Source organism: Salegentibacter salegens (assembly GCF_900142975.1).
Taxonomy (GTDB): domain Bacteria; phylum Bacteroidota; class Bacteroidia; order Flavobacteriales; family Flavobacteriaceae; genus Salegentibacter; species Salegentibacter salegens.
The window spans coordinates 3,210,993-3,236,031 of sequence record NZ_LT670848.1; the positions used below are offsets into that span (position 1 = coordinate 3,210,993).

Annotated in this window: 22 protein-coding genes and 1 tRNA gene; 11 read left to right on the top strand and 12 right to left on the bottom strand. The window is 37.1% G+C overall.

Going from position 1 to position 25,039, the window contains the following annotated elements:
- Positions 1-19: 19 nt before the first annotated feature.
- Positions 20-937 (bottom strand): glycoside hydrolase family 43 protein, encoded by a 918-nt coding sequence (locus B5488_RS14270; protein WP_079735882.1) that lies wholly within the window; start codon positions 935-937, stop codon positions 20-22.
- A gap of 81 nt (positions 938-1,018) precedes the next feature.
- On the opposite strand from B5488_RS14270, the gene B5488_RS14275 reads away from it, so the two are divergent.
- Complete coding sequence (locus tag B5488_RS14275) at positions 1,019-2,002, top strand: IS5 family transposase (protein WP_079733655.1); 984 nt, start codon at positions 1,019-1,021, stop codon at positions 2,000-2,002.
- A gap of 141 nt (positions 2,003-2,143) precedes the next feature.
- Here the strand turns inward: B5488_RS14275 and B5488_RS14280 are convergent, their stop codons facing one another.
- The 4 genes from B5488_RS14280 to B5488_RS14295 all read right to left on the bottom strand — a co-directional run bounded on the left by B5488_RS14280 (position 2,144) and on the right by B5488_RS14295 (position 4,704).
- On the bottom strand, positions 2,144-2,362 hold the full coding sequence (locus tag B5488_RS14280) for a hypothetical protein (protein ID WP_079735883.1): 219 nt from the start codon (positions 2,360-2,362) through the stop codon (positions 2,144-2,146).
- 298 nt (positions 2,363-2,660) lie between these two features.
- The gene (locus B5488_RS14285) at positions 2,661-3,326 is read right to left on the bottom strand and encodes a response regulator (RefSeq protein WP_079735884.1); all 666 of its coding nucleotides are present in this window, start codon (positions 3,324-3,326) and stop codon (positions 2,661-2,663) included.
- Positions 3,327-3,402: 76 nt separating this feature from the next.
- A complete protein-coding gene (locus B5488_RS14290) occupies positions 3,403-3,999 on the bottom strand; it encodes a hypothetical protein (RefSeq protein ID WP_079735885.1) in 597 nt (198 codons plus the stop codon).
- A 632-nt stretch (positions 4,000-4,631) separates the two neighbouring features.
- A tRNA-Phe gene (locus tag B5488_RS14295) sits at positions 4,632-4,704 on the bottom strand.
- A gap of 107 nt (positions 4,705-4,811) precedes the next feature.
- Between B5488_RS14295 and B5488_RS14300 the strand changes: the two genes are divergently transcribed.
- The 7 genes from B5488_RS14300 (at position 4,812) to B5488_RS14330 (ending at position 12,458) form a co-directional block, all read left to right on the top strand.
- Complete coding sequence (locus B5488_RS14300; protein WP_079735886.1) at positions 4,812-5,543, top strand: type III pantothenate kinase; 732 nt, start codon at positions 4,812-4,814, stop codon at positions 5,541-5,543.
- A complete protein-coding gene (locus B5488_RS14305; protein WP_079735887.1) occupies positions 5,540-6,793 on the top strand; it encodes a hypothetical protein in 1,254 nt (417 codons plus the stop codon). The genes B5488_RS14300 and B5488_RS14305 overlap by 4 nt, the downstream gene beginning before the upstream one ends.
- Positions 6,794-6,814: 21 nt before the next feature.
- Positions 6,815-8,188, top strand: a complete 1,374-nt coding sequence (locus tag B5488_RS14310) for a tetratricopeptide repeat protein (protein ID WP_079735888.1) — start codon at positions 6,815-6,817, stop codon at positions 8,186-8,188.
- 1 nt (position 8,189) lies between these two features.
- Positions 8,190-8,762 (top strand): LPS export ABC transporter periplasmic protein LptC, encoded by a 573-nt coding sequence (lptC, locus tag B5488_RS14315; protein ID WP_079735889.1) that lies wholly within the window; start codon positions 8,190-8,192, stop codon positions 8,760-8,762.
- Positions 8,755-8,952, top strand: a complete 198-nt coding sequence (locus B5488_RS14320; protein WP_075325840.1) for a hypothetical protein — start codon at positions 8,755-8,757, stop codon at positions 8,950-8,952. Before lptC ends, B5488_RS14320 begins: the two co-directional genes overlap by 8 nt.
- Complete coding sequence (locus tag B5488_RS14325; protein ID WP_079735890.1) at positions 8,952-10,241, top strand: hemolysin family protein; 1,290 nt, start codon at positions 8,952-8,954, stop codon at positions 10,239-10,241. Before B5488_RS14320 ends, B5488_RS14325 begins: the two co-directional genes overlap by 1 nt.
- 96 nt (positions 10,242-10,337) lie before the next feature.
- A complete protein-coding gene (locus B5488_RS14330) occupies positions 10,338-12,458 on the top strand; it encodes a peptidylprolyl isomerase (protein ID WP_079735891.1) in 2,121 nt (706 codons plus the stop codon).
- A 347-nt stretch (positions 12,459-12,805) separates the two neighbouring features.
- On the opposite strand, the gene B5488_RS14335 is transcribed toward B5488_RS14330, so the two are convergent.
- Positions 12,806-13,723 carry a GYDIA family GHMP kinase gene (locus B5488_RS14335; protein ID WP_079735892.1) on the bottom strand — a complete coding sequence of 306 codons (918 nt, stop codon included), beginning with the start codon at positions 13,721-13,723 and terminating at the stop codon, positions 12,806-12,808.
- Positions 13,720-15,039 (bottom strand): hydroxymethylglutaryl-CoA reductase, degradative, encoded by a 1,320-nt coding sequence (locus B5488_RS14340; RefSeq protein ID WP_079735893.1) that lies wholly within the window; start codon positions 15,037-15,039, stop codon positions 13,720-13,722. Before B5488_RS14340 ends, B5488_RS14335 begins: the two co-directional genes overlap by 4 nt.
- A gap of 181 nt (positions 15,040-15,220) precedes the next feature.
- Here B5488_RS14340 and B5488_RS14345 point away from each other — a divergent pair, with 181 nt between their 5' ends.
- The 3 genes from B5488_RS14345 (at position 15,221) to B5488_RS14355 (ending at position 19,923) form a co-directional block, all read left to right on the top strand.
- Entirely contained in the window at positions 15,221-17,392 is a 2,172-nt protein-coding gene (locus tag B5488_RS14345; protein WP_079736631.1) for a S9 family peptidase, read from the top strand.
- Positions 17,393-17,397: 5 nt separating this feature from the next.
- Positions 17,398-19,314: a peptide MFS transporter gene (locus tag B5488_RS14350; protein WP_079735894.1), complete on the top strand. Its 1,917-nt coding sequence runs from the start codon at positions 17,398-17,400 to the stop codon at positions 19,312-19,314.
- Positions 19,315-19,386: 72 nt separating this feature from the next.
- A complete protein-coding gene (locus tag B5488_RS14355) occupies positions 19,387-19,923 on the top strand; it encodes a thioredoxin family protein (RefSeq protein ID WP_079735895.1) in 537 nt (178 codons plus the stop codon).
- Between the two features lie 82 nt (positions 19,924-20,005).
- On the opposite strand, the gene B5488_RS14360 is transcribed toward B5488_RS14355, so the two are convergent.
- The 5 genes from B5488_RS14360 to surE all read right to left on the bottom strand — a co-directional run bounded on the left by B5488_RS14360 (position 20,006) and on the right by surE (position 24,917).
- A complete protein-coding gene (locus B5488_RS14360) occupies positions 20,006-22,051 on the bottom strand; it encodes a ComEC/Rec2 family competence protein (protein ID WP_079735896.1) in 2,046 nt (681 codons plus the stop codon).
- Between the two features lie 52 nt (positions 22,052-22,103).
- Positions 22,104-22,643 (bottom strand): C40 family peptidase, encoded by a 540-nt coding sequence (locus B5488_RS14365; protein ID WP_079735897.1) that lies wholly within the window; start codon positions 22,641-22,643, stop codon positions 22,104-22,106.
- Positions 22,644-22,646: 3 nt separating this feature from the next.
- Positions 22,647-23,762, bottom strand: coding sequence for a lipid-A-disaccharide synthase (gene lpxB, locus B5488_RS14370; RefSeq protein ID WP_079735898.1), 1,116 nt, complete (start codon positions 23,760-23,762; stop codon positions 22,647-22,649).
- A 98-nt stretch (positions 23,763-23,860) separates the two neighbouring features.
- Positions 23,861-24,142, bottom strand: a complete 282-nt coding sequence (locus B5488_RS14375; protein WP_079735899.1) for a hypothetical protein — start codon at positions 24,140-24,142, stop codon at positions 23,861-23,863.
- Positions 24,135-24,917 (bottom strand): 5'/3'-nucleotidase SurE, encoded by a 783-nt coding sequence (gene surE, locus B5488_RS14380; RefSeq protein ID WP_079735900.1) that lies wholly within the window; start codon positions 24,915-24,917, stop codon positions 24,135-24,137. Before surE ends, B5488_RS14375 begins: the two co-directional genes overlap by 8 nt.
- Positions 24,918-25,039: the final 122 nt, after the last annotated feature.

Here is a 25,039-nt window from a genome sequence, read left to right on the forward strand (position 1 = left end):
CTTTACTAGTAGGCTTGCTTTAGTCTAATTCAGTATAAGACTGCATTGTTTTAATTTTTCCGTCTTCATCATGTTCAATTTCCATCATTTTCATACTTCTTAAGTATGTTTTTCCTTCTGAAAGTGAACTATCGTGGTAGAATAAATACCATTTTCCTTCATATTCAACTATAGAGTGGTGGTTTGTCCAACCTACAACCGGCTCTAAAATAACTCCCTGGTAAGTGAAGGGACCATATGGGCTGTCGCCAATGGCATAAGCAATGTTATGGGTGTCTCCGGTAGAATAAGAGAAATAATATTTATCATTATATTGATGAACCCAGGCTGCTTCGAAGAATCTGCGGTCGTTATCGCCGGTTGTGATAGGTTCTCCGTTTTCATCTAATATTTCAACATCTTTTGGTTCTTCAGCAAAACTCAATAAATCATCGCTCATTTTAGCGATTTTTGGGCTAAGTGCCGGCTTATCATCAGCCGGATATTCGTCCTCTTCAACAAATTCGCCGGTTTGCCAACGTTGTAACTGGCCTCCCCAAATTCCTCCGAAATACATATAATATTCACCGTTAGTATCTTTATAAACCGCAGGATCTATACTATAACTGCCTTCAATTGCTTTTTCTTCTGGTGAGAAAGGACCTTCAGGCTTGTCTGATGTGGCTACTCCAATCCTAAAAATATCATCTTTATCTTTAGCAGGGAAGAATAAGTAATATTTTCCATCTTTTTCGGCAGCATCAGGTGCCCACATTTGGCGTTTTGCCCAGGCTACGTCTTCAACGCTTAAAGCTTCTCCATGATCGGTTACCTCGCCGTTAGGATCTTCCATAGAATACACATGGTAATCCTTCATGTTAAAATGATTTCCGTCGTCCATTTCAGGTTCTCCTGAATCCCAATCATGCGAAGGATAAATATATAGAATCCTTTGCATAACCCCTTACAAACATAGCATAAAAAATTTGTGTGCATGGTTGGTTTTCACTAATTTCATGCTTTACAAAAACCATCTCCTATGAGCCAGTTAAGTTTTTCCGATATAGAATTGGGACGCAGTAGAAAGCCCAGCAGGGTATCCTCCAAGTTAAACAAGATCAATAATTTGGTGGAATGGGACAAAGTCTTCAATCTGGTGCAGGCAGTGGACAACACCAATAAAGTTATCGGTGGAGCGCCGCACCGCGATCTTTCCATTAAGGTCAAAATGCTTTTTCTTCAGCACCTGTATAACCTGAGCGACCCGGAACTGGAGGATCAGGTCAACGACCGCTTGAGTTTTCAAAAATTTGCAGGGATCAACTACACTACCACGGTGCCAGATTTCACGACCATATGGCGGTTCAAAGAAGCCTTGGTACGGGAAGGCTTGATGGATGGGTTGTTTGCTTTGATCTTGGCCAGTCTTGAATCAAAAGGTTTGTTGCTGAAAAAAGGAACGAGTGTAGATGCCACCATCCTTCAGTCCACCACCAAGCCGTTGAGCAAGGAGCGGCGGGAAGAACTGGAAAAACACCCGAGTGCGCAAATAGATACCGATGCCCAATCCACGGCAAAGCGGGGGAAGAAATATTTTGGTTATAAAGGTCATATTGGAACCGATGTGGGCAGTGAGCTGATAAGGAAAAGGACATTCACTTCGGCACGTCCTCATGATTCCCAGCTAAAAGATGAACTCCTTAGCGGCGATGAGCAGATGATTTTTGGCGATAGCGCCTATGGCACTATTGCCGACAAGCGAAAGGCCAGGAAAGAGGGTGTTTATTACGGGATGCTGGACAAAGGGACACGAAAGCGGAAACTCTCCGCGACGCAAAAGAAAAACAACAAGAAGAAATCAAAGATAAGATGCAAGGTTGAACACCCTTTCGCCTATTTGAAGGAAAAGTTGAACTACAAAAGAACGGTTGCTAAAACAATGGCAAGGAACGAATTAAGGTTTGACTTCAACTGCATCCTGTACAATATTTTTCGGGCCAGTTATCTGCTCTCGAAAGCCTAAAACGTGGGAACGTGCGCAGTGTTGGAACAAAAAGGGAATAAAATAACGAAAATGATGAAAAAAATTGGCCAAAAGTCAAGGATTTAGGCAAAATAGTCCAAAAAAATTCTCGGAAAAGAGAAATAAAAGAAAAACCATTACTTATTCAAAGCTTCCATATATTTTATCTTCAAAAACGTGGGCTGAAGGATCTGCCGTATAATGATCGGTAATTAATGGTTCTGAATGATATCTAATAGTGTCTTGTTGGGCTATAGAATCTTCAGCTACTTCATCTTTTTCCTCCTGTTTGTTGTTATCCTTACAACCAAAGGCAATAAGGGCCGGTAATAAAATTGGAAGGCTTTGTTTTAATTTCATTTTAAAATTGGTTTTAATGTTTCGGGTAAAAATATAAAAAAATCAATCGTATTCGTAAGTTAAATGTGCATAATATGCCCTGTAATATAGTTTTTTAAACAAATATTCACCCATTGAAAAACCTCAATTAACACAAACGGTTGTGTAAATAGATTAAAGCATTATCTCTATTCATCATCAAAAAACACTTTTTCTTATGGTGATTTCTTAAAAATTTAGATCTGAAGCTAGGTTGAGAATATTAAGAACTATCAAAAAATTTTATAATAAAGTAGCTTTAAAAAGATTGGAATATTTCTTAAATCAATTTTAGATCTTTCATAATCCCAATGAGGTGTGGGTTTGTGTTTGCCTCAAATTCCTCGCGTAATTCCTTTAAACGCTTCTCTATAGCGCTTCTACTGCTGGGCTTAATGTTTTTCTTCTTCAACTCTCTTTCAATTTCGTCCTGAGTGTAACCATTGGAGAGATATTTCACAATATTTATTTCAAATTCGTTAAGACTAAGCAGGTTTTTTTGTTTTAGAGCTTTTTCAATAGAAGGTGAATTGTATTGTTGGTTTTCACTTACAATTTTAATCGCTTCTTTTAAGTCTTTAAGACCGTTGCGGTCTTTACAAACATAGGCATCAATATTCCCAGACGCCCATAAATCGCGAACGGTTTGCGGATGGTCTTCTATGGAATTTACGATAACCTTTAGGTTTGGGTCTTCCTTTTTTAAGATTGAAATAAGTTCTTGACCTGAAGTTATTTTTTCTTTCCTAAAATCTTGTTTAAAAGAGAGGTCGCAAATAAGTAAATCAAAAGGTTGGTTATCCTTTATTGCTTTCTTTGTTCTTAACCAGGCCTGATCGCAGTATTGAGAATGTGTAACTTCTGCAATTCGGAGATCTTTTAAAACAATGGAAACAGCCTGGTTGATACTGTCCATATCTTCTGCAACAAGGACCTTTTTAAACATGATAATTTTTATAACGGGATACGGATTATAATTTTTAATCCTTTTCCCTTTTCAGTTTCAAAAATAAGTTTTCCATTTATAGAAAAAATACGGTTTTCCACATTTTACAACCCATTTCCGTTTTTGATAACTGCCATTGAAGAGCCTCGGTAGCCGATTCCTGGCTGCCGGTATAATCTTGCATTCGGCTTTGAGCGATAGCCATTTCGAGAGTTCTGCGGGCAGCTTTTGTGCTATCTCCTAATTGAAGATATCGTTTCCGGGCTTCAAAAGCATTTTTAAAAACCGCTTCCTGATTATCTAAATACCGATTAATAACCGCTTTTCTGTAAAACGACAGGGCAATGCTGCCCGTGTCTTTTTGGAATTTTGCTACCCGTTGGAGGCTATCGGCAAAAAGCAAGGCGCTGTCGTATTCTTTTAAACGGTTGTGATAGTAGATTTTGTGATCCAGTAAGAGTGCTAACAAAGTATCGGAGCTTTGTTGAGCCTGCTCAAGCCCTTTGTTGAAGAAACTTATTTTCTGCGGAATAAAATCAGTTTTTTTGGCTTTTTCATAAAAATAAGAAACCGAATCAACCGGGTTTTTATTCTCCTGAGTATTCACCTCTTTTTTTTGACAGGCCAGGAATAAAAAAGCCAGGCTAAAAAATAAGCAGTAAAAGTGCTTCATATACTCAAAAATATAAAAAGCAGGTGGCTCAAAGTTTGAATTCGAGCATTTAATTTTTTAAAATATACATAGTCAATACCAAATCCTGAAATTTTAGATCTGCAGCGATCGAAAAATTTCAATTTTCGCAGAATATCGATTAAATTTTTATTTGTTTAATAGAAAGAAGAAATTGTATATTTGCCAGCCCTCTTTGAGATCTTCGGGTTGTTTAGAGGTAGTATTGATTATTAGTGACCGAATTAATTCTTCGGTTTTAGAAATAAAATTTGGGGTTCAGAGCCTTGTGCTAAAAGTTTGTGAATTAAACTTTTGCATTAAAATTAAGTTGTGTTGTTGTCCTGTTAATTCAGGACGTGTAGTTAGCCAGTTATATCCTATGTTGTGTGGATTTGGCTAACCAATGAGAAGCTTTTTTCCGTGTATTCGGAAAGAGGCTTTTTTGTTTTTAGGAAGTTTGTAATTAATATATAGGCGAAAATATAGAATTCTTCCTGTTCAGATTAACTACAATTTTTGCTTAGTCCCCAACAATCATGCTTGATCCCTTTTTTACTATAAAGAATATAGAGGTAATGCATAATGCAAAATTAAAAAAGCCCGAGAACACTAAGTGTATCGGGCTTTTAAGGTGGTGCCTCCAGGAATCGAACCAGGGACACAAGGATTTTCAGTCCTTTGCTCTACCAACTGAGCTAAGGCACCAGTTGCTTATTGTTGTAAGCGGGTGCAAATATATATTCATTTTTATAATCTCACAAAGGAAAATTTAAAAAAATGCTTTTGTAATTTAGCCGGACAATCATTTTACTATGAATTTAATTATTGATGTTGGGAATTCTGCCGTAAAAAGTGCTGTATTTCAGAATGCTAAGATTTTGAGGTCTTACGTGTTTCCTTTTGAAAAATTTTTTGAAAAATTTCAGCAAATAAAAAAAGATTATCCTCAAATAGCTTTTTCTATCCTTTCTTCGGTAATAAAAGATACTTCAGAAATAGAAGAAATTCTTAGAAATGAAACTAAACTCTTTGTTTTAGGAGAAAACACCAGGCTTCCGTTTAAAAATAACTATGCTTCTCCTCAAACTTTAGGGAAAGACCGGTTAGCATTAGTGGCCGCCGGAGCAAAAGAATATAGTAATACAAATTTGCTGATTATTGATGCCGGAACCTGTATTACTTTCGATTTTAAAAATGATAAAAATGAATATTTAGGAGGCGCTATTTCCCCTGGGTTGCAGATGCGATTAAAAGCGCTTCATCATTTTACAGCGAAACTACCTTTAATAGAATTAGAAGAAAATATATCTTTAATTGGCGATTCTACTCAAAAAGGAATGCTCTCGGGTGTATTAAACGGGGTAGCGGCCGAGCTTGATGGAATTATTGATCGCTATAAAGCTGATTATAAATATTTAACAATTATTTTAACAGGAGGGGATACGCAAATTTTGTCAAAGCGGGTAAAAAATGGCATATTTGCCAACCCGAATTTTCTTTTAGAGGGATTAAACTACATTTTAGAATTTAACAAGACTCAATGATTAAACGATTTATAGTAATCGTAGCTGTTTTTTTTACAGTTGTTGCTACAGCTCAGGAGAATGTATCTTCACCCTATTCTTATTACGGAATTGGACTTAACACTTTTAAAGGAACTGTAGAAAACAGGTCTATGGGTGGTTTAAGTATGTTTTCAGATAGTATTCACCTTAATCTTAGAAACCCTGCCGGGTATGGAAGATTAAGAAGAACAACTTACGCTTTAGGAGGTTCTCACGAGAGATTAACCTTAAACGCTAATACAGCAGAAGATGAAGCGAAAGTTTCTTCGTTAGACTATTTAGCCATCGGTGTGCCGGTGGGAGGAAACCTTGGTTTTGCTTTTGGAGTTTTACCATATACCTCGGTAGGATATCAAATTCTGGATATTAGGGAAGATGTGGCCAGCAGGCTTGAAGGTCGTGGCGGGATGAATAAAGTTTTTCTTTCATCAGGCTATCAGGTAATTCCTTCTTTAAGCCTTGGGGTTGATGTTAATTATAACTTCGGAAACCTTCAAAATCACCGAACGCTTATTAGAGACGAGGTTCAATTAGGTTCGCGTGATGTAAGTAGATCAGATTTAATGGGCTTTAGTTATAATTTTGGTGCCGATTTTCAACAGAGATTAAAAAACGGACTTAATTTACACGCAGCGGCGACATATTCACCAACTACAAATATAGATGCTGAAAATTCCAGGCAACTAGCTACTATTGCTTTTTCACCAAACGGTGGGGAAGCAGTTGTAGAAGAACGGGATATAAATGTGGCGGACTCAGAGTTAACTTTACCGGCTAAATATACAATTGGTTTAGGGCTGGGAAGACCTAATAAATGGTTCTTTGGTGGTGAATATGTGAGTACCGATGATAATTCATTTTTAAGTGTAAACGGTGCGGGAGGTGCAAATGCAAACTTTGCAAATGCTGCACAGTATAAGTTTGGTGGGTATTTTATTCCACAATATAATTCAATTACAAATTATTTTAATCGTATTGTTTACCGGGCAGGGTTCAGGTTTGAAGAGACAGGTTTAAATATCAATAATCAGGACATTAATGAGTTTGGCATCACTTTTGGAGTTGGACTACCTGTAGGACCGGGATTTTCTAATATAAACCTTGGATTTGAGTATGGACAGCGCGGTACCACCGATTCAGGTTTAATTCAGGAAGATTTCTTTAGGCTTTCAGTAGGGCTTTCCCTTACCGAAGCCAGAAGATGGTTTGAAAGAAGAAAATTTAATTAACCACAATAATAAAACAAGAAAATGAAAGCGAGATTTATAGCATTAATTACGGGAGCCGTTTTAGGTTCAAGTGTTTTAAGCGCACAATCTAATGATTGTGCAACAATGGCTGCATTGGCTTACGACGATGCCAAAGCTAAAGATTATGATGCGGCTTATGAGCCTTTAATGAAAGTTAGAGAAGAGTGTCCAAAATATAGTTTGGCTACTTTTCAATATGGTGAACGTGCTCTTAACTATAAAATTGAGAACGCTGAAGGTGCCGAAAAAGAACAATTTATTAAAGAACTTATCGGCCTTTGGGAAGAGCGTTTGGAATTATTTCCAAATAAAACTTCTAAAGGAAAAATCTATTCTGATATCGCTCAGTTAAGATATGATCACAAATTAGGAACTAAAGAAGAATTATATAACGCTTTTGATAAAGTGTATACCGAAGATCGTGAGAACTTTACCAGCCCAAAAGGTTTGTATGCTTATTTTGATCTTATGGTAGAAATGCAGGATGCGGGAGATAGAGAACTTCAGGATGTTTTTGACAGTTACGATAAAGTATTGGCGAAAATTGAAGAGGAAGAAAATGATGCTGCCGAAAGATTAGCTCCTCTTTTGAAAAAACAAGAAGAAGGTGAAGATCTTACCACCAAAGAACAGAAGCAAATCGAATATGCTGAAATTAACCTGAAAAATTACAACCTTGTAAAAGGAAGTATTAATGCTAAATTAGGCGCAAGAGCAGATTGTGATAACTTAATTCCTCTTTATAAGAAAGATTTTGAAGAGAAAAAATCTGATGTAAATTGGTTGCAGAATGCCAACGCAAGATTATCTGCTAAAGATTGTACCGAAGATCCATTATTCTTCCAGGTTTCTGAGGCATTGCACCAATTAGAGCCTTCTGCAAATTCTGCTTACTCCTTAGGGCAGTTAGCTGAAGCCGATGGCGATAGAGCTAAAGCTTTAGAATACTATAACGAAGCTGCTGAGTTAGAAGAAGATCCTAACGATCAAGCTAGAATTTATTATAGAATTGCTTCTAACTATAAAGAAAGAGGTAGTTTTTCTCAGGCAAGAAATTATTATAGAAAAGCACTAGACGCCAAGCCTTCTTTAGGTAATGCATACTTGCAAATTTCTAATATGATTGCCCAGAGTGCTAACAATTGTGGAGAGACATCTTTTGATAAAAGAGCTGTATACTGGTTAGCTGCAGATTATGCTGCGAGAGCTGCAAGGGTAGATCCTTCTATTGCATCTAATGCAAATCAAACTGCTACAGCCTATAGAGGTAGAGCACCACAAAAATCTGACGTGTTTCAACAAGGTAGAAGTACCGGTGAAGCTATTCAAGTTGGATGTTGGATTGGGGAAACTGTGCGTATCCCACAAATGTAATATGAGATTAACATATAAGGAAATAATAACAGGCATTGTCACGCTCACCGGCGTGACAATGCTTTTTTCATGTCAGGGTAATCTTAATGAAATTCGGGCTTTAGAAATTGAAGGTGATGCTCCACAAGCTATTGCTGAAGGAATAAACCTAAAATATACCGATTCCGGGAGAATGGTGGCTAATTTAAAAAGCCCCCGAATGATGGATTTTACAAATAAAGAATTCCCTTACCGTGAATTTCCCGATGGTTTGGAATTGGAGATTTATGATGAAAACAACGAGAAAAGTACGGTTACTTCAGATTATGGGATTATTTACGACGGTACCAATCTTATAGATTTACAGGGAAATGTGGTGATTTACACCGCCGATAGTTTGCGCCTGGAAGCTTCGCAGCTATTTTGGGACCAGAATATAAACTGGGTTTTTACGGATAAACCCAATACCATTAAATTTCCAAACGGAGCTCTTAACGATGGTGAAGGTTTTGATGCTAATCAAAATTTCGGTAATTTTCGCTCCCGAACCAATGTGGGAATTCAAATTATAAAAGACAATAAATCAGATGAGTAAATATTTTAAATATTTTGAATACGCTTATTTATTTATAGCGGTATTCTTTCTCTATGAAAGTATTAGAATTTGGAATACCGAGCGTAGCAGGGCATATTTGTTCATCTTTTTCGTAGTAATATCTATCTTTATGTTCTTCTTTAAGAGACGATTTAGGCGAAAAATAGAAGAGCGTAACAAGCAGGAATAATGGAAGTTGAAATTTTTATCATTGTCCTTTCCTTAATTTTATCTGCTTTCTTTTCCGGGATGGAAATCGCTTATATTTCCTCTAACAAGATCTATATTGAAATAGAAAAGCGCCAAAACGATTTTTTGGCTACCATTCTTAAAAGATTAACCAAAAAGCCTTCAAAATTTATCGCTACCATGTTGGTAGGGAATAACATTGCCCTGGTGGTTTACGGTTTTTTTATGGGCGATTTACTTATGATCTGGCTTGAGGGTCTTCAGCCTGTAAATAACGCTTTCTTTGAATATCTTATCGTAGATCTCAATTTATTTACCCAAACGGTAATTTCTACGCTGGTAATTTTGCTTACCGCTGAATTTCTTCCGAAGGTGTTTTTCCAAATTTACGCGAATAGCATGCTAAAGTTTTTCGCGGTACCAGCCTATATTTTTTATTTGGTTTTTAGTTTTATTTCCTCTTTCGTAATATGGATTTCTGATGTTATTCTGAAAAGATTTTTTAAAACCGAAGGAGACGAGGTACAACTTGCTTTTAGTAAAGTTGAACTGGGAAATTTCATCAATGAACAAATGGAAACCGTAGAAGATGATGACGAAGTAGATTCTGAAATCCAGATTTTTCAAAATGCACTGCAGTTTTCAGATATAAGAGCGAGGGAAGTGATGGTGCCAAGAACCGAAATTATTGCGGTAGATCAACACCAGGCGCCCAGGGATCTTGTAAATACTTTTACCGAAACCGGGCTTTCAAAGCTTCTAATTTATAATGAAACCATAGACGATGTTATTGGCTACGTTCATTCATTCGAGCTTTTTAAAAAACCAGAGTCTATAAAATCTATATTGTTGCCGGTGGTTTTTGTGCCCGAGACGATGTGGGTAAAAGATGTTTTAAATAATCTCACTAAAAAACGTAAAAGTATTGCCGTGGTTATAGATGAATACGGCGGGACAAGTGGGATGATTACCGTAGAGGATATTGTTGAGGAGCTTTTTGGGGAAATTGAAGACGAACACGATCCTGTGGTACTTACCGAAGAAGAATTAGGCGAGAATCATTATAAATTTTCAGCGCGTTTAGAAGTAGATTATGTGAATGAAAATTATAAATTCAATATTCCCGAAGGTGAAAATTATGAAACCCTTGGAGGATATATAGTAAATCATACCGAGGAAATTCCGCAGCAAAATGAGGAATTACAGATAGATAGTTTTTTATTTAAAATCCTGGAAGTTTCCAATACCAAAATAGAATTGGTGGAGTTAAAAATAAAACCTGCAGATTAATTAGCGATTAGTTAGTATTTTGCTAATTATAAGTTTTATAATTAGGTTAAAAACATTATTTTCGCCCACTATATTTCGATAAAATAACAACTACAAATGGCAGTATTAAATAAAATCAGACAGCGTTCTGTTTTCTTGATCATCATCATTGCATTGGCACTTTTTTCTTTCGTGCTTGCAGATGTGATTCGTAACGGCGGTTTTTCTTCGCAAAAAGACCAGAATACCATCGCAACTATTAATGATGAAGAGGTGAGTAGGGAAGATTTTGCCCGGCAGGTAGAAGCTTACCAGCGAAACATGGGCTCCAATGCGAGCACTGCCCAGGCAGTAAACCAGGTTTGGGAACAAACCCTTCGCGAAACCATTCTTAAAGAAGAAATGGAAAAGCTTGGGATAAGAGCCGGTAAAGCTCAAATTAGAGAGGTGATGCGTGTGCAAATGGGAAATAATCCTGCTTTTAGAAACGAAGCCGGGATGTTTGACGAGAACCGTGTGCGTGAATATATTGCCAGCATTAGGTCTACCCAGCCTGAAGCTTACCAGCAATGGCTGCAAATGGAAAGTAATATGGGCGATATGGCCCGCCAAAATATGTATTTCTCTATGGTAACCGCCGGGATTGGTGCTACCCTAACCGAAGCCAAACAAGCTCATCGTTTTGAGAATAACAGCGTAGACCTTCGTTTTGTTCAGCTGGCTTATTCTTCTGTTTCAGATGATGAAGTGGAGATAAGTAAAGATGAAATTAGAGATTATATAAAAGAAAATCCGTCTCAATTTGAAACCGAAGCTTCAAGAAACCTTAGATATGTTTATTTTGAAGAAAAAGCTTCAGATGAAGATGTGCAGGAAGCTGAAGAAGCTTTAACTTCCTTACAGGACAGCCGTGTAGAATATAACGCGGTAACCAGCAGTAACGATACCCTTCCTGGTTTCAATACTACAAATGATTATGAAGATTTTGTAGAAGCAAATTCAGATCTTCCTTACGAAGACAGGTTTGTGTTTAAAAATGAATTGCCTTCAGAATTTGCTGACGATCTTTTCAACCTGGAAGAAGGACAAACTTTTGGTCCTTACCAGCATAATGGATATTTCAAACTTTCAAAGTTAGTTGAAACCAAACAAATTCCAGATTCAACAAAAGCGAGCCATATTCTTGTGGCTTACCAGGGGCAGCAATTTGCTCCAGACGTAACCAGAAGTAAAGAGCAGGCAGAAGCTTTGGCCGATAGCCTTGTGAATGTTGTAAGAGGAGATAAAGAAAAGTTCAATGAATTGGCGGCCGAATTTTCTTCAGACCGTTCCAATAATCAGGATGGTGGAGATCTTGGGTATTTTGGTCCTGGAACTATGGTTCCTGAATTTGATAGCTATGTATTTGAAAATAACCCAGGAGATGTTGGCGTTGTAGAAACCGATTTTGGTTACCACGTAATTCATATTGAAGAGCAAACCGAAAGAGAAAAAGCGGTGAAAATTGCGACTATCGCAAGAGAATTAGAAGCTTCAGAGCGTTCCAGAAACAACCTTTTTAACGAAACCACAAAATTTGAGATCGCGGCAGGCGAAGGAGATTTTACTGAAGTTGCTAAAGAAGGAGAGTACAATGTTAGAACTGTAAATAATGTAAAAGCACTGGAAGAAAATATTCCGGGGGTTGGCAATCAAAGAAGAATTGTACAATGGGCTTTTGAAGATGATGCAAGCGTTGGAGACGTAAGACGTTTCGATATTCCTTCAGGATATGTTGTAGCACAATTAACTGCTAAAAACAAAGAAGGACTTATGACGGCTGAAAATGCTTCGTCTAAAGTAATTCCTATTCTTACTAAAGAAAAGAAAGCTGAAATTTTAAAGGGAAGAATTAATGGTAAAGACCTTCAGGAAATCGCTTCTGCCAATAATACTATGGTACAAACTGCAAATTCAGTAAACCTTTCCAGCCCAACTTTACCGGGTGCAGGAAGAGAGCCGGAAGTTGTAGGATCTGTATTCGCTTTAGAACCGGGAAGTGTGAGTAATCCTATTGCCGGAGAGAATGGAGTTTATGTAGTGGAGCTTGAAAGTAAAAATGAAGCGCCTGAAATGAATTCTTACCGCGCAATCGCAGAGCAGGAGACTGCTAAAAGAAGACAGAATGCTTCTGGAAGACTTTTTGAAGCACTTCGTGAAAAAGCTGATATTAAAGATAATAGAGCGAGATTCTACTAGTAGAATAAGCGTTTAGATACAAAGCCTCGGTAATTTTTACCGGGGCTTTTTTATGTTTTTTAAACAAATTAGATGCTGAAACGAGTTCAGCATGACAGGATGGGGATTCGTTTAAACAGCGTTACCCTCTCCCGATGATTCTCGGGATATTTCAGGGTCTAAAGCTGTTTCAAGATCAAAAAAGGAACGCCATTACGGACGAACGGAGTGAAGTAATCTCTAACCCGATTGCCAGTAATTTGCAGATTATCTTGTGAATTCTAATTATGAACCTTCGTCACCCTGAACTCGTTTCAGAGCCTGCTCCGAAATTTATTCGGTGGTCTAAGCTCTTAAGAACCGTTTTTTTAAAGAACAATATCCTCAAAGGCGAAAATCGTCAAATAACCTTTATTACCGAAATACTCAAAAACCTCTTCTTTCTCTCCCGTAACCATCACAAAATCTCCACCCCAGCCGCCAAGGCTTTTAACCGCTCCCTTGAAATCTGTAAAGCGGGCTTGTTTTACCCTGGGAGTCTGCAATGATTTTGAAAGCAAAGTCTCGTGAATATTAATTAAAAGCTCAAATTCTGTAAGACTACTACAGTTTATGAATTGCTCAGTTAGTGAAGATATTTTTTCTGTAAGTCCGGTTTTATTTGCTTCTGGTAAAGCTTTATAATGTGCGATAGCCTCACGACTATTTTTTTTCTCGTTTAGGTAAACAAAAAAGATATTTTCGGAAAAATCAGGATAAAAGTTAGCTTTTAAAACCGAAACGCCATTTTCTGTAATTTGGTAAGTAATCGGTTGGGTATTTTGCGATGCCGCGATATCATAACCACTACCTCCAAAAGTGTTTTTAAGCAGTTTGTAGGCGTCAATTTCAAACCAGTCAGCAATGTTGTTGATTAAAGTTGAAGAGGTTCCTAAACCCCAATTTCTATTGAAATTCAGCCGGGTGGTAATCTCAATTCCCATTTTTTCTTCAGAAAATATTTCAGGGTTTAATTGATGTGCTTCATTTATTATTTGCTGAAGTTTTTTACCGGTATTTTCTTCTCCTGAAATGAATTCAATTTTTCCATTTTTAAATTCAAACTTTCCCTGAAACCATAGTTTATCGTTTTCATCAAAACTATTCCAGTGAATTGTATTTTCTTCAATTCTTTTAACTTCCAGCGACTGACCAAATTTTGTGGGTACGGCGAGGGCTTTTGCGCCGTCTAACACAGCATATTCCCCGGTTATTAAAAGTTTTCCGTTGCTGTAAAACTCTTTCATGAATTTCGCAATTTTTTCAATTCTTCAACAGCGCTGCTGTGGGTTACGGTGTGTTTAGTGAAATACCTGGTAAGTATTTCTTTTTCCTGAGCATTGGCTTTATGTTGATTTAAAATATTCATTAAATGCATTTTCATATGTCCCTGCTGAATACCAGTGGTGGTTAATGAATTTATTGCAGCAAAGTTTTGTGCGAGGCCGGCAACGGCTACAATTTTCATCAATTCTTTAGCACTTGGCTGCTGTAAAATATCTAAAGCAAGCTTTACTAAAGGATGTAAACTTGTTAATCCGCCAACGGTTCCCAACGCTAATGGAATTTCGATCCAGAATTTAAAAATACCATCTTCAATGCTGGCGTGGGTTAAGCTGGAGTATTTTCCGTTTCTGGCGGCATAAGCATGAATTCCGGCTTCTACTGCCCTGAAATCGTTCCCGGTAGCGAGAACCACGGCATCAATACCGTTCATGATTCCTTTGTTGTGGGTCACAGCACGATAAGGTTCTACTTCAGCAATATTTACCGCCTGGATAAATTTTTTCGCGAAATCTTCTCCGATTAAATCTTTATTTTCATTGAGTTCTTCTACCGGGCAGGAAACTTCAGCTCTCACTAAACATTCCGGTACATAGTTAGAAAGAATACTCATAATTATTTCAATATCCTTTTCTTCCGAAGAAAAATTAGAGTACTGCTGGGCTTCATTTTCAAAAACTTCCGCAAATTTTTCCAGGCAGGAATTTATAAAATTCGCACCCATGGAATCTTTGGTCTCGAACTCGCAATGCAACTGATAGTAATTATCAATTTCAGCGGTTTTATCTTTAAGTTTTATATCTAAAACCCCGCCGCCGCGTTTTTCCATATTGCGGGTAATAGGTTTTACAGCTTCCAAAAGTTTAGGTTTGGTGGTTTTGAAAAACTGCTCCAGCTTTTGCTTATTTCCGAAGAAATTAAAATGTACCTGACCTATTTTTTTGGTATCAATCACTTCTGCTTTAAATCCGCCACGTGTTCTCCAGAATTTCGCCGCTTTACTTGCTGCTGCAATTACAGAACTTTCTTCAATCGCCATAGGAATAGCAAGAAGATCTCCATTAATTAGGAAATTTGGCGCTAGGCCAAAAGGCAGGTAAAAGTTAGAGAGTGTATTTTCGGTAAATTCGTCGTGAAGTTGTTGTAGCCTGGAATCTTCGTTCCAGTATTGTCTTAGAATGGCAACGTCTTCGGGGCGGTCTTTCAGGTAGGTTTCGGCCAACCAGTCTATTTTTTCCTTCTTTGTAAGTTTGGAAAATCCGCTGATAGGTTTTATCATTTTTTAAGCTAATTTATAGAGCGCAAAGATACGATTGTTATTTAAGGGAAGCTGGTTTTTGGTTTTTAGAAAGTTTATGAGAATATTTCTTTAACAAATCCTTAGTATTTAACACTCAAATCCTACTTTTTTTGCTGAAAATTTAGTAAACTTGGCAATCAAAATTCATTCTATAAATTTTATGAAGTTCTCCAAAATACTGGTTGGGTTGTTAATTGCGGCAACCTCAACAATTTACGCGCAGGATAAAGAAATTAGCCTCGAAGAAATCTACGACGGCACCTTTAGACAAGAGCGTTTACAATCCCTACAATCTTTAGACAACGGTAAAGAATACCTGGTTTTAAATCGCGATCGCGATGCCAATACCACTAGCATAGATGTTTATTCCTATAAAACAGGGGAAAAGCTTAGAAGTCTATTAAACAGTGAAGATCTTAGTGAAATTTCCGGTTTCCAGGGATTTGAACTTAGTGAAAATGAGGATAAGATTTTGCTTTCTACCGAGATGGAGCAAATTTACCGTCACTCTTCTCGCGGAATTTATTATATCTACGATGTAGAAGATAAAACGCTAACCAAATTAAGTGACAATAAAGTACAGGAACCAACTTTCTCTCCAGATGCTTCTAAAGTGGCTTACGTTTTTGAAAATAATATTTACACTTACGATATCCCTACAGGCGAAGAAACCCAGGTGACTATAGATGGTGAGAAAAATACCATAATTAACGGAGTTACCGATTGGGTTTATGAGGAAGAATTTGCCTTTGTAAGGGCTTTCGACTGGAATAAAACAGGAACTCATTTGGCTTACTTAAAATTTGATGAAACCGAAGTTCCAGAATTTTCAATGGATATGTTTGGGCAGGATCTTTACCCAAGTCAGCAGGTTTTTAAATATCCTAAAGCAGGAGAGATTAATTCTGAAGTTTCACTTTACTTGTATGAGTTAGCTGCTGAAGAAAGTGAAAAAGTTGAACTTGGAGATTATGAAGATTTTTATATCCCAAGAATTAAATGGACACAGGATCCTGAGATTTTAAGCGTACAGGTTTTAAACAGGCATCAAAACGATTTAGATCTTATTTTTGTTGATGCTGAAGATAATGAAGCTGAAGTGGTGATGAACGAAACCGATGAAGCTTATATAGATATCACGAATAACCTTACTTTTCTTGAAAACAACAGTTTTATCTGGACTAGCGAAAAAGACGGTTGGAACCATATTTACCTTTATGATGAAGACGGTGAGCTAGAAAACCAGGTTACCGAAGGAAATTGGGAAGTGACTAGCTATTATGGTTACGATAAAGACTCTAAGAAGATCTTTTATCAAAGTACAGAAAACGGAAGCGTAAACCGCGATGTATATTCTATAAAAATTAACGGTAAAAACAAAACCCGTTTAACCGAAAAAGAAGGAACCAATAGCGCAGATTTTAGCGCAGATTATACTTATTTCATCAATTCTTACACTAGTACCGAAACTCCTTATGAATTTACGCTTCACAGTGCTAAAAACGGAAAACTGGTAAGAAAGATAAAAGATAATTCGGCTTTACTTGAAAAGGAAGCAGCTTATAATTTTGCTTCCAAAGATTTAACCACCATTAATATAAATGGTAATGAGCTTAATATGTCTATGATTAAGCCAAATGATTTTGACGAGACTAAAGAATACCCATTATTAATGTTTCAGTATTCGGGCCCAGGCTCGCAGTCGGTTTCTAATTCTTATTTTGGAACTAACGATTACTGGTATCAGCTACTTGCCAACGAGGGTTATATTATAGCAACCGTAGATGGTCGTGGCACAGGGTTTAAAGGTGCGGACTTTAAAAAGGTTACTCAAAATGAATTGGGTAAATACGAAGTGGAAGATCAAATAGCGGCTGCACAAAAACTTGGTGCAAGAGATTATATAGATGAAAACCGAATTGGAATTTGGGGATGGAGCTACGGTGGTTTTATGTCTTCAAACGCTATTCTTAAAGGAAACGATACTTTTTCTATGGCTATAGCTGTAGCGCCGGTAATTAGCTGGAGGTTTTATGATACCATCTATACCGAAAGATATATGACTACACCTCAGGAAAATCCTTCCGGCTATGACGAAAACTCACCAATTAACCACGTAGAGAAATTAAAAGGAGATTATCTTTTAATTCACGGTGGGGGAGACGATAATGTACATCTTCAAAATACCATGAGAATGGTAGAAGCTTTAGTGCAGGCTAACAAACAGTTTGACTGGGCTATTTACCCGGATAGAAACCACGGTATCTATGGCGGGAACACAAGATTACACCTATACACAATGATGACCGAATTTATCAAAGAAAAATTATAATTTAAATGGCAACAGCAACAAACAGAGCGCCCCAAAAAGAACTTTTTGGGCATCCGGTAGGACTTTACATCTTATTCTTCACCGAAATGTGGGAACGTTTTTCCTATTATGGAATGCGTGCAATCCTCGTTTTATATTTAGTAAGCGCCACAACCGGTGGTAATGCAGGTCTTGGATGGACTGGTGGTGAAGCCATCGCGCTTTATGGCTGGTATACAATGCTGGTTTACGTAGCGTCCATTCCCGGTGGGATTATAGCCGATAAACTTTTAGGACAAAAGAAAACTGTATTGTGGGGTGGTATTATTCTTGTCGCTGGACATGGGATACTTGCTGTAGAAGAGATGTGGGCCTTTTATACAGGACTGCTTCTAATTATTGTGGGGGTTGGTATGCTTAAGCCCAACATATCCACCATGGTTGGAGGGCTTTATAAAGAAGGTGATATTAGAAGGGATAAAGGTTTTACTATTTTTTATATTGGGATTAACCTTGGTGCTTTTCTTTCCAGTTTAATCGTTGGTTATGTAGGTGAAAATATAGGTTGGCATTATGGTTTTGGTCTTGCAGGGATTGCCATGGCTCTTGGTCTTATAGTCTATTGGTGGGGACAAAAATACTTAATCAATGTCGGAAACCTTCTATCTAAAGTAGAACGTAGTGAAGGTGCTTCGCTTAGCAACATGTTTAGCGAACTATTAAAATCTCCTTTACAGTTGGTTATCACATCAGTTTTGATGATTGGTTCTATCTATGTGCTTATTGCAGAATCTATACCTTTTGGTTTATTGTTTATCTTCTTAACTCTTGTAGTTGCTTTGATGCTTATGGTGTATAAAGACCTTACTACGCAGGTTATGAAGGACAGATATGTGGTAATGATCTTATCTTTCCTGCTTGTAGTTGTTTTTTGGGGAGCTTTTGAGCAAGCCGGAGGATTAATGAATATTTATGCAGCCGATAAAACGGACCGTACTTTATCTTTTAGTTTACCGCTTATTGGTAATGAGGTACCGGCAACCTGGTTTCAGTCCTTAAATGCCATGTTTATCATTATTTTTGGAGTAATAATTGCAAATTTCTGGGCAAAAAGAAAGTTGAAGAATAAAGAAGCTTCCTCAATCTTTAAAATGTCTACAGGTGTAATTATTATGGGGCTTGGCTTTCTATTTATGGCCATAGCCGCAAAAGAATATACTGCTTTTGAAAGTAAATCGGCCATGTATTGGTTGGTACTTGCCTACTTACTGCATACCATTGGAGAATTATGTTCTTCTCCTGTAGCGCTTTCTTTTATTACCAAGCTGGCGCCGGTAAAATATGCCTCTCTTATGATGGGTGTTTATTTTGCTGCTACAGGACTTGGAAACAAAATGGCAGGACTTATTGGTGAATTCTCTCAAGGAGAACCCGCTACTGTCCAGTTAAGCACAGAGGGTAGTGATGTAGCTAATAGATTGCAATTAAACGATACAATACTTCAGAATAAAAATGACTTTACGTTTAATGGGTTTGTTTACCTGGAGAATAATGAGCTTGCGGTAACTAATATGGAATCTGAGACACCGGTAATGGGGCTTATAGAATTTGAGAACGAAAACCAAAAGTTAGAGATCGTAGAAAATCTAAAAGAGGAAGGAGTAACCGCACAGGATCCCTACCACGTTATGCTTAATTTTAGGCAGGAGGAAGATAAAGTAGGGTATTATGGTGATTTTGTGATCGAAGAAGTACAAACCCAGTTAGAATTTAGAACTTTTATTGGAATTACTATATTCACAACCATTTTTGGACTAATTGTGATTTTTATGTTGAAACCTTTAAAGCGATTAACACACGGTGCTGAAGATAACGAGCGGGAAATGCTGGAGCAGGAGCAATATGAAATTGCAGATACCGAAAGGAATAGGAAAAATTCTTAAAATAGTTGAAACAAAAAACGTTCTTTAATTTTAGGAACGTTTTTTGTTTTACAATCATTCTAAAAGTGATACATGATTAGAGTAATTACCATATTTCTTCTGTTTATAGGAATTAATAGCCAGGCACAGGAAATTAACTGGATGAGTATGAACGAGGCTCTGGAAGCACAGGAAAAAGAACCTAAAAAGATTTTTATGGATGCCTACACCGTTTGGTGCGGCCCTTGTAAAATGCTTGATAAAAACACTTTTACAAACGATGATGTAATTGAATTTGTAAACGAAAATTATTACCCGGTAAAGTTTAATGCTGAAGGTCCCGAGGAAATAGATTTTAAAGGACAGGTGTTTAAAAACCCGCAATACGATCCCGAAAAGAAAGGCAGAAATTCTTCGCACCAGCTTGCCAGGGCTTTAAAAATTACGGGTTATCCCAGCCTCGTATTTTTCGACGAGGAAGCTAAATTACTTGCTCCAATTCCCGGCTACAGAACCCCACAGCAATTGGAACTTTATCTGAAGCTTTTTGCGAAAGATGAATATAAAAAAATGACTTCAAAAGAAGCTTTTGCAGAATACCAGGAGAATTTTGAAGGTTCTTTTAAATAAAACATTTCGGTTTCGAGGCCAACCGCAGCGCGTTTCAGTCTCGATTATCGAGTAAAATTTAAGTGTTAGTTGATAGTGGACCTTAAGGTTCAGTAGAGATGCGAAAAGCCCCGTTTTTACCAGTATGGTGAAAACGGGCTTTTTGTTTTTGGGCGGTTTCTGCCCAGCGGGATACATAACTATGGTAGTTGCTTCCGTCTGCAATAATTATCTTTGGATTTAAACGTCTAATTAGCCGCTCTAAGTTGATTTTAGGAGAATTCCGAAGTAATACCACATCAGGCTCAAAATTGTTTAACTTGTAAACTGCGCTACTGTCAACAATTAAAACTGAAGCTTTATAAGTATTCAAGATATCAGGAATTATCTTTTCTTCAATACTATGAATATTGCTTCCAGTTTTGTAGTCTTTTAGCCGAATTTCCTCCTGAATCTCATCCTCTAAATTATGATAAAGAATTAACTTTTCGTCTTTCTGAATACCAATCATCGTTTTCCTGGGTTTGTGAAAAATAATAATCTCTAAAGATGAATTTTGTATTTTGCTATAAAGCATACTTCCCTGGAATAAAAGAATTCCGCAGAGAAAGAAAACAAGGTTTTTAAAGCTTTTTTGATAAATTAAAAGAATAAAAAAGAAAATCAATAAGTACGCACTGAGATTTTGCCAGATATTAAAGTGAATATCGGTAAAAACAAATTCTTCTTTTTCTGCGATCCAACCTATAAATTGGTTCATTAAACTGATTAGCTTTCCATAGGTATTCGCCAAAAAATCGGGGAGAAAATTTAGAAAAGCGAGTACAATAACCAAAATACCTAATCCTAATATAATTCCCAAAACCGGTAAAACTACCAGGTTAGAAAGAAAAAATAAACCCGGAAATTGATGAAAATAGAATAAACTTAGAGGTAAAACTCCAATTTGTGCCGCGATGCTCACACTCAATAATCCCCAGAAGTATTTTGTGATTTTAAACCTTGGTTTCCAGAGCTTAAATAATTTAGGTTGAATGGTCACAATAGCAAAAACCGCAAGATAACTCAGCTGAAATCCCACCTGAAAAATAAAATAAGGATTTATAAGCAACAAAATAAACAGCGAAATAAACAAACTGTTTAAAACGCTGGTTTTTCGGCGCATTTGCATCCCGATAGCGATAAAGGAAAACATAGTCACCGCCCGAACTACAGATGGCGAAAGTCCTGCCAAAATTGCAAATCCCCACATTAATACAATAAGCAGCAGCGTTTTTAATATTAATCCGTTTCTTAAGAGATTTAGCGGTTTAAAAAGCCAGTTTAAAATGAGTAAAATAATCCCCACGTGAAGTCCTGAAACCGCTAAAATATGAATGGCTCCCGCTGCAGCATATTCTTCGTAAATCTCTTTTGAAATATCCTGCCGCTGCCCTAATAATAGGGCCTGCATTATGGCTAATTCATCTTTATTAAATTTAGTTTCAAAAAGGTTTTGTATTAATCTCTCCCTGAAATTAGAAATATTAGTTAGCAGCCTCTTTTCTGTATGCGGTAAAATTTGAATTTCGGCTTTATTCAATTGCAATTGCTTTTCTACCCTTTGCTTTTGCATATAGTTTCGATAATTAAAGCGATAGGGATTTAGTGGTTCAGCAATGTTTTTAAGCTCATTTGGAACGAGCAGCTTTATTCCCGGTTCTAACTTGCTTTCAATAGAATCTTTTGAAATACTTAATAAGATTTTTCCCTTTGCCGGTATGATTTTTTCTTCTGAAAAAACCTTTTCTACTTCAGCAATATAGGCTTCGTAATAAAGGTTCGGTTTAAGACTTTCGGTAATACGAATTTGGATTATTTCAGCGTCAGGATTTTCAATATTTATATAATGATTTGCCTGGTTTTTTGGCTGATGAAGATAAGTTACTGGAACTCCCAGGGTGAAAATTAAACTCCAGGTACAGATTCCGAAGAAAACATCGTCAAATAACTTTCTACGCGCTCTTAAAAATGCTGAACAAAAAATTAAAAAGAGAACACCTAAAAATATAAAAAGCGGAGTCCCGGGAATTTCAAACGAAAATCCGGTGATTATTCCCAGAATAAGGAATAATGAGAGTTTAATTATGGTGAAATTCAGAAATTGCATCCCCTTTATTTAATTTTTTGGGGCGGCAATTATCTTTTGAAGATACTAAAAATTATAAAATTCTACGTGCCATTACAAAAGTACCATTCCAATAAGGTTCAGAAAGTGAAGAAATAATAACCCCGCGCGAGGTAGAGGAGTGGATAAAATAAATCTTTTCGCTTTCTCTTTCTACCACCAAACCTACATGGTTAATTACTTTTCGGTTTTTATTAGTTTCAAAAAAAAGTAAATCTCCGGGAGCTACCTGTTTGATGTAAAGGCGTTCACCTTCTAAAGACATCGCACGAGAAGTTCTTGGGATAGCAATATCTTCCTCTAAAAATGATGTGTAAATAAGTCCGGAGCAATCCATACCACGCTTTGTAGTGCCACCATATTTATAACGTGTACCTTCAAAACTTTTAGCCTTTGAAATAACGTTATAAACTTTTTTACTGGCAGGTTCAATTTCAGTATTTCTCGAATGCGAAACTCTTTTAGTGCGATTGCTTTCACTTTTAGAGGTAATAACCTTTGAGCGTGAGCTTCCGCAAGAAATAAGGCTTATAAGAAAAAAGCCTAAAAAAAGGAACTTAAAAACTTTCTGCATAGATCAATTTTTAATCGCTTCAACAATAAGCTGGGCGGTTTTTGCGCTGGCGCCTTTCCCACCTAATTTTTGCTCTAATTCAAAATAATCTTTAAAGATTTTGGTGCGATGTTCTTCATCCAATATCTTCTTAAACTCTTTTTTGAGCATTTTCGTATTAAAATCGTTCTGAATTAACTCTTTTACTACCTCGCGATTCATAATAAGGTTTACCAGTGAAATATAGTCCAGATTCACTATTCGGCGGGCGATTTGATAAGAAATATAGCTGCCCTTGTAGCAAACAACTTCTGGAATTTTAAATAATGCAGTTTCTAAAGTCGCAGTTCCTGAAGTTACCATCGCTGCGTGAGAAAGGCTTAGCACATCGTAAGTTCTATTCATTATTAGTTTGATGTTCTTTTGCTTAATAAAGGGAGCGTAGAACTCTGCATCCTGGCTGGGTGCGCCTGCAATTACAAATTGATACTCGGGGAAATCTGGCGTAATACTCAACATTACTTCCAGCATTTTTGAAATTTCCTGCTTACGGCTGCCCGGTAAAACTGCAATTATTGGCCTGTTATCTAACTGGTATTTCTTTTTCACTGCCTCCACATTGGGTAGATCCTTTTGGCCAATGGCATCAATAAGCGGGTGACCTACAAAATGGACCGGGAAGTTGTGTTTTTCTTCATAAAATTCTTTTTCAAACGGCAGGATTACGTACATATGATCGATATCCCGTTTTATCGCCTGAATTCGGTTTTCTTTCCACGCCCAAATTTGAGGAGAAATATAATAATGCGTTTGGTAACCTTCCTCTTTAGCCCATTTGGCAATTCTTAAATTAAAGCCGGGATAATCTACAAAAATGATGGCATCTGGCTTAAATGCACTAATATCTTCTTTGCAAAATGAAATATTCTTTAGAATGGTTTTTAAGTTAAAAAGCACTTCCACAAAACCCATAAAAGCCAATTCCCGATAATGTTTTACCAGGTTACCTCCCTGTTGCTGCATAAGATCGCCGCCCCAAAATCTGAATTCAGCCTCGGAATCTGCTTGTTTTAAAGCCCGCATTAGGTTAGAGGCGTGTAGGTCTCCAGAGGCTTCTCCTGCAATAATGTAATATTTCATTTTTATAATTTTTTATCCCAATTTTGGAATTAAACACAGGCTTATTCTCATATTCCTGTGTGGTGCCAATTTTTGGGTTCAGCAACAGCTGGTTTCATTTAGACTATTTTTGAAATGAAAATGGTAATTGCTGCAATAATACTGGCCAAAAGTACACCTCTTGCGTGATAGATTTGTTTTTTTCGAAGGAATACAAAAAATGGTAAAAAATTTAAAATTGCACCCAGGGCAATGAGCTTGCCAATATATCCTTCAGCAAATGCATTGTCTAAGGTTTCGTCTATGCCCATTTCAGAAAAAAGTAGGATATAGAGGAAAATGCCGCCAATATTGGCAGAAATTCCGGTTAAAAATCCTATAAAAATGTTTTGCTTAATCATTAAGCTCCCAATTATTTAAATCGTCTAAAAAGTGGTGCGCCGTTAGATCAAATTGAACGGGAACTACTGAAACATACCCTTTTCCAAGTGCCCATTCGTCGGTGTCTTCGCCTTTATCTTTATTTACAAATTTACCGGTGAGCCAGTAATATTCCCGTCCCTGCGGGTTGGTTCTTTTATCAAATTCTTCTTCCCATTGCGCGTTGGCCTGCCTGCAAACCTTCATTCCTTTAATTTCTGAAGCAGGAAGTTTAGGGATATTTACATTTAGTACCACTCCTTTTGGAAGGCCGTTTTTTATAACATTTCGGGTAATTGCTTTTACATATTTTCGGGCAGGTTCAAAATCGGCATTTAAAGAATAATCCAATAAAGAAAAGCCAATGGCGGGGATTCCTTCTACACCGGCTTCTACCGCGGCGCTCATAGTTCCCGAGTAAATTACATTTATAGAAGAGTTTGAACCGTGGTTAATTCCACTCACGCAAAGATCTGGTTTGCGGTGCAGGATTTCCTGTGTGGCAATTTTCACACAATCTGCCGGCGTACCTGAGCAGCTGTATTCTTTATGTTTATAATTTTCTTTAATGGTAACCTGTTCACAAAATAAAGTATCGCTAATGGTTATGGCGTGTCCCATTCCGCTTTGCGGGCTATCTGGCGCCACCACCACTACATCGCCCAGTTCTTTCATTACCTCAATTAAAGTCCTTATTCCGGGAGCGGTAATACCGTCGTCATTAGTAACCAGTATTAATGGTTTTTTCTTTGTCATGGCCTATTTTTTATAAGAGCTAAAATAGTAATTTCAGTAAGAAACCTTATCTTAGTAGTTTAACAAATTATTATTACCTGTTAGCTTTATTGGCACAATTTTTAATGTATTTTGGAGAGCTG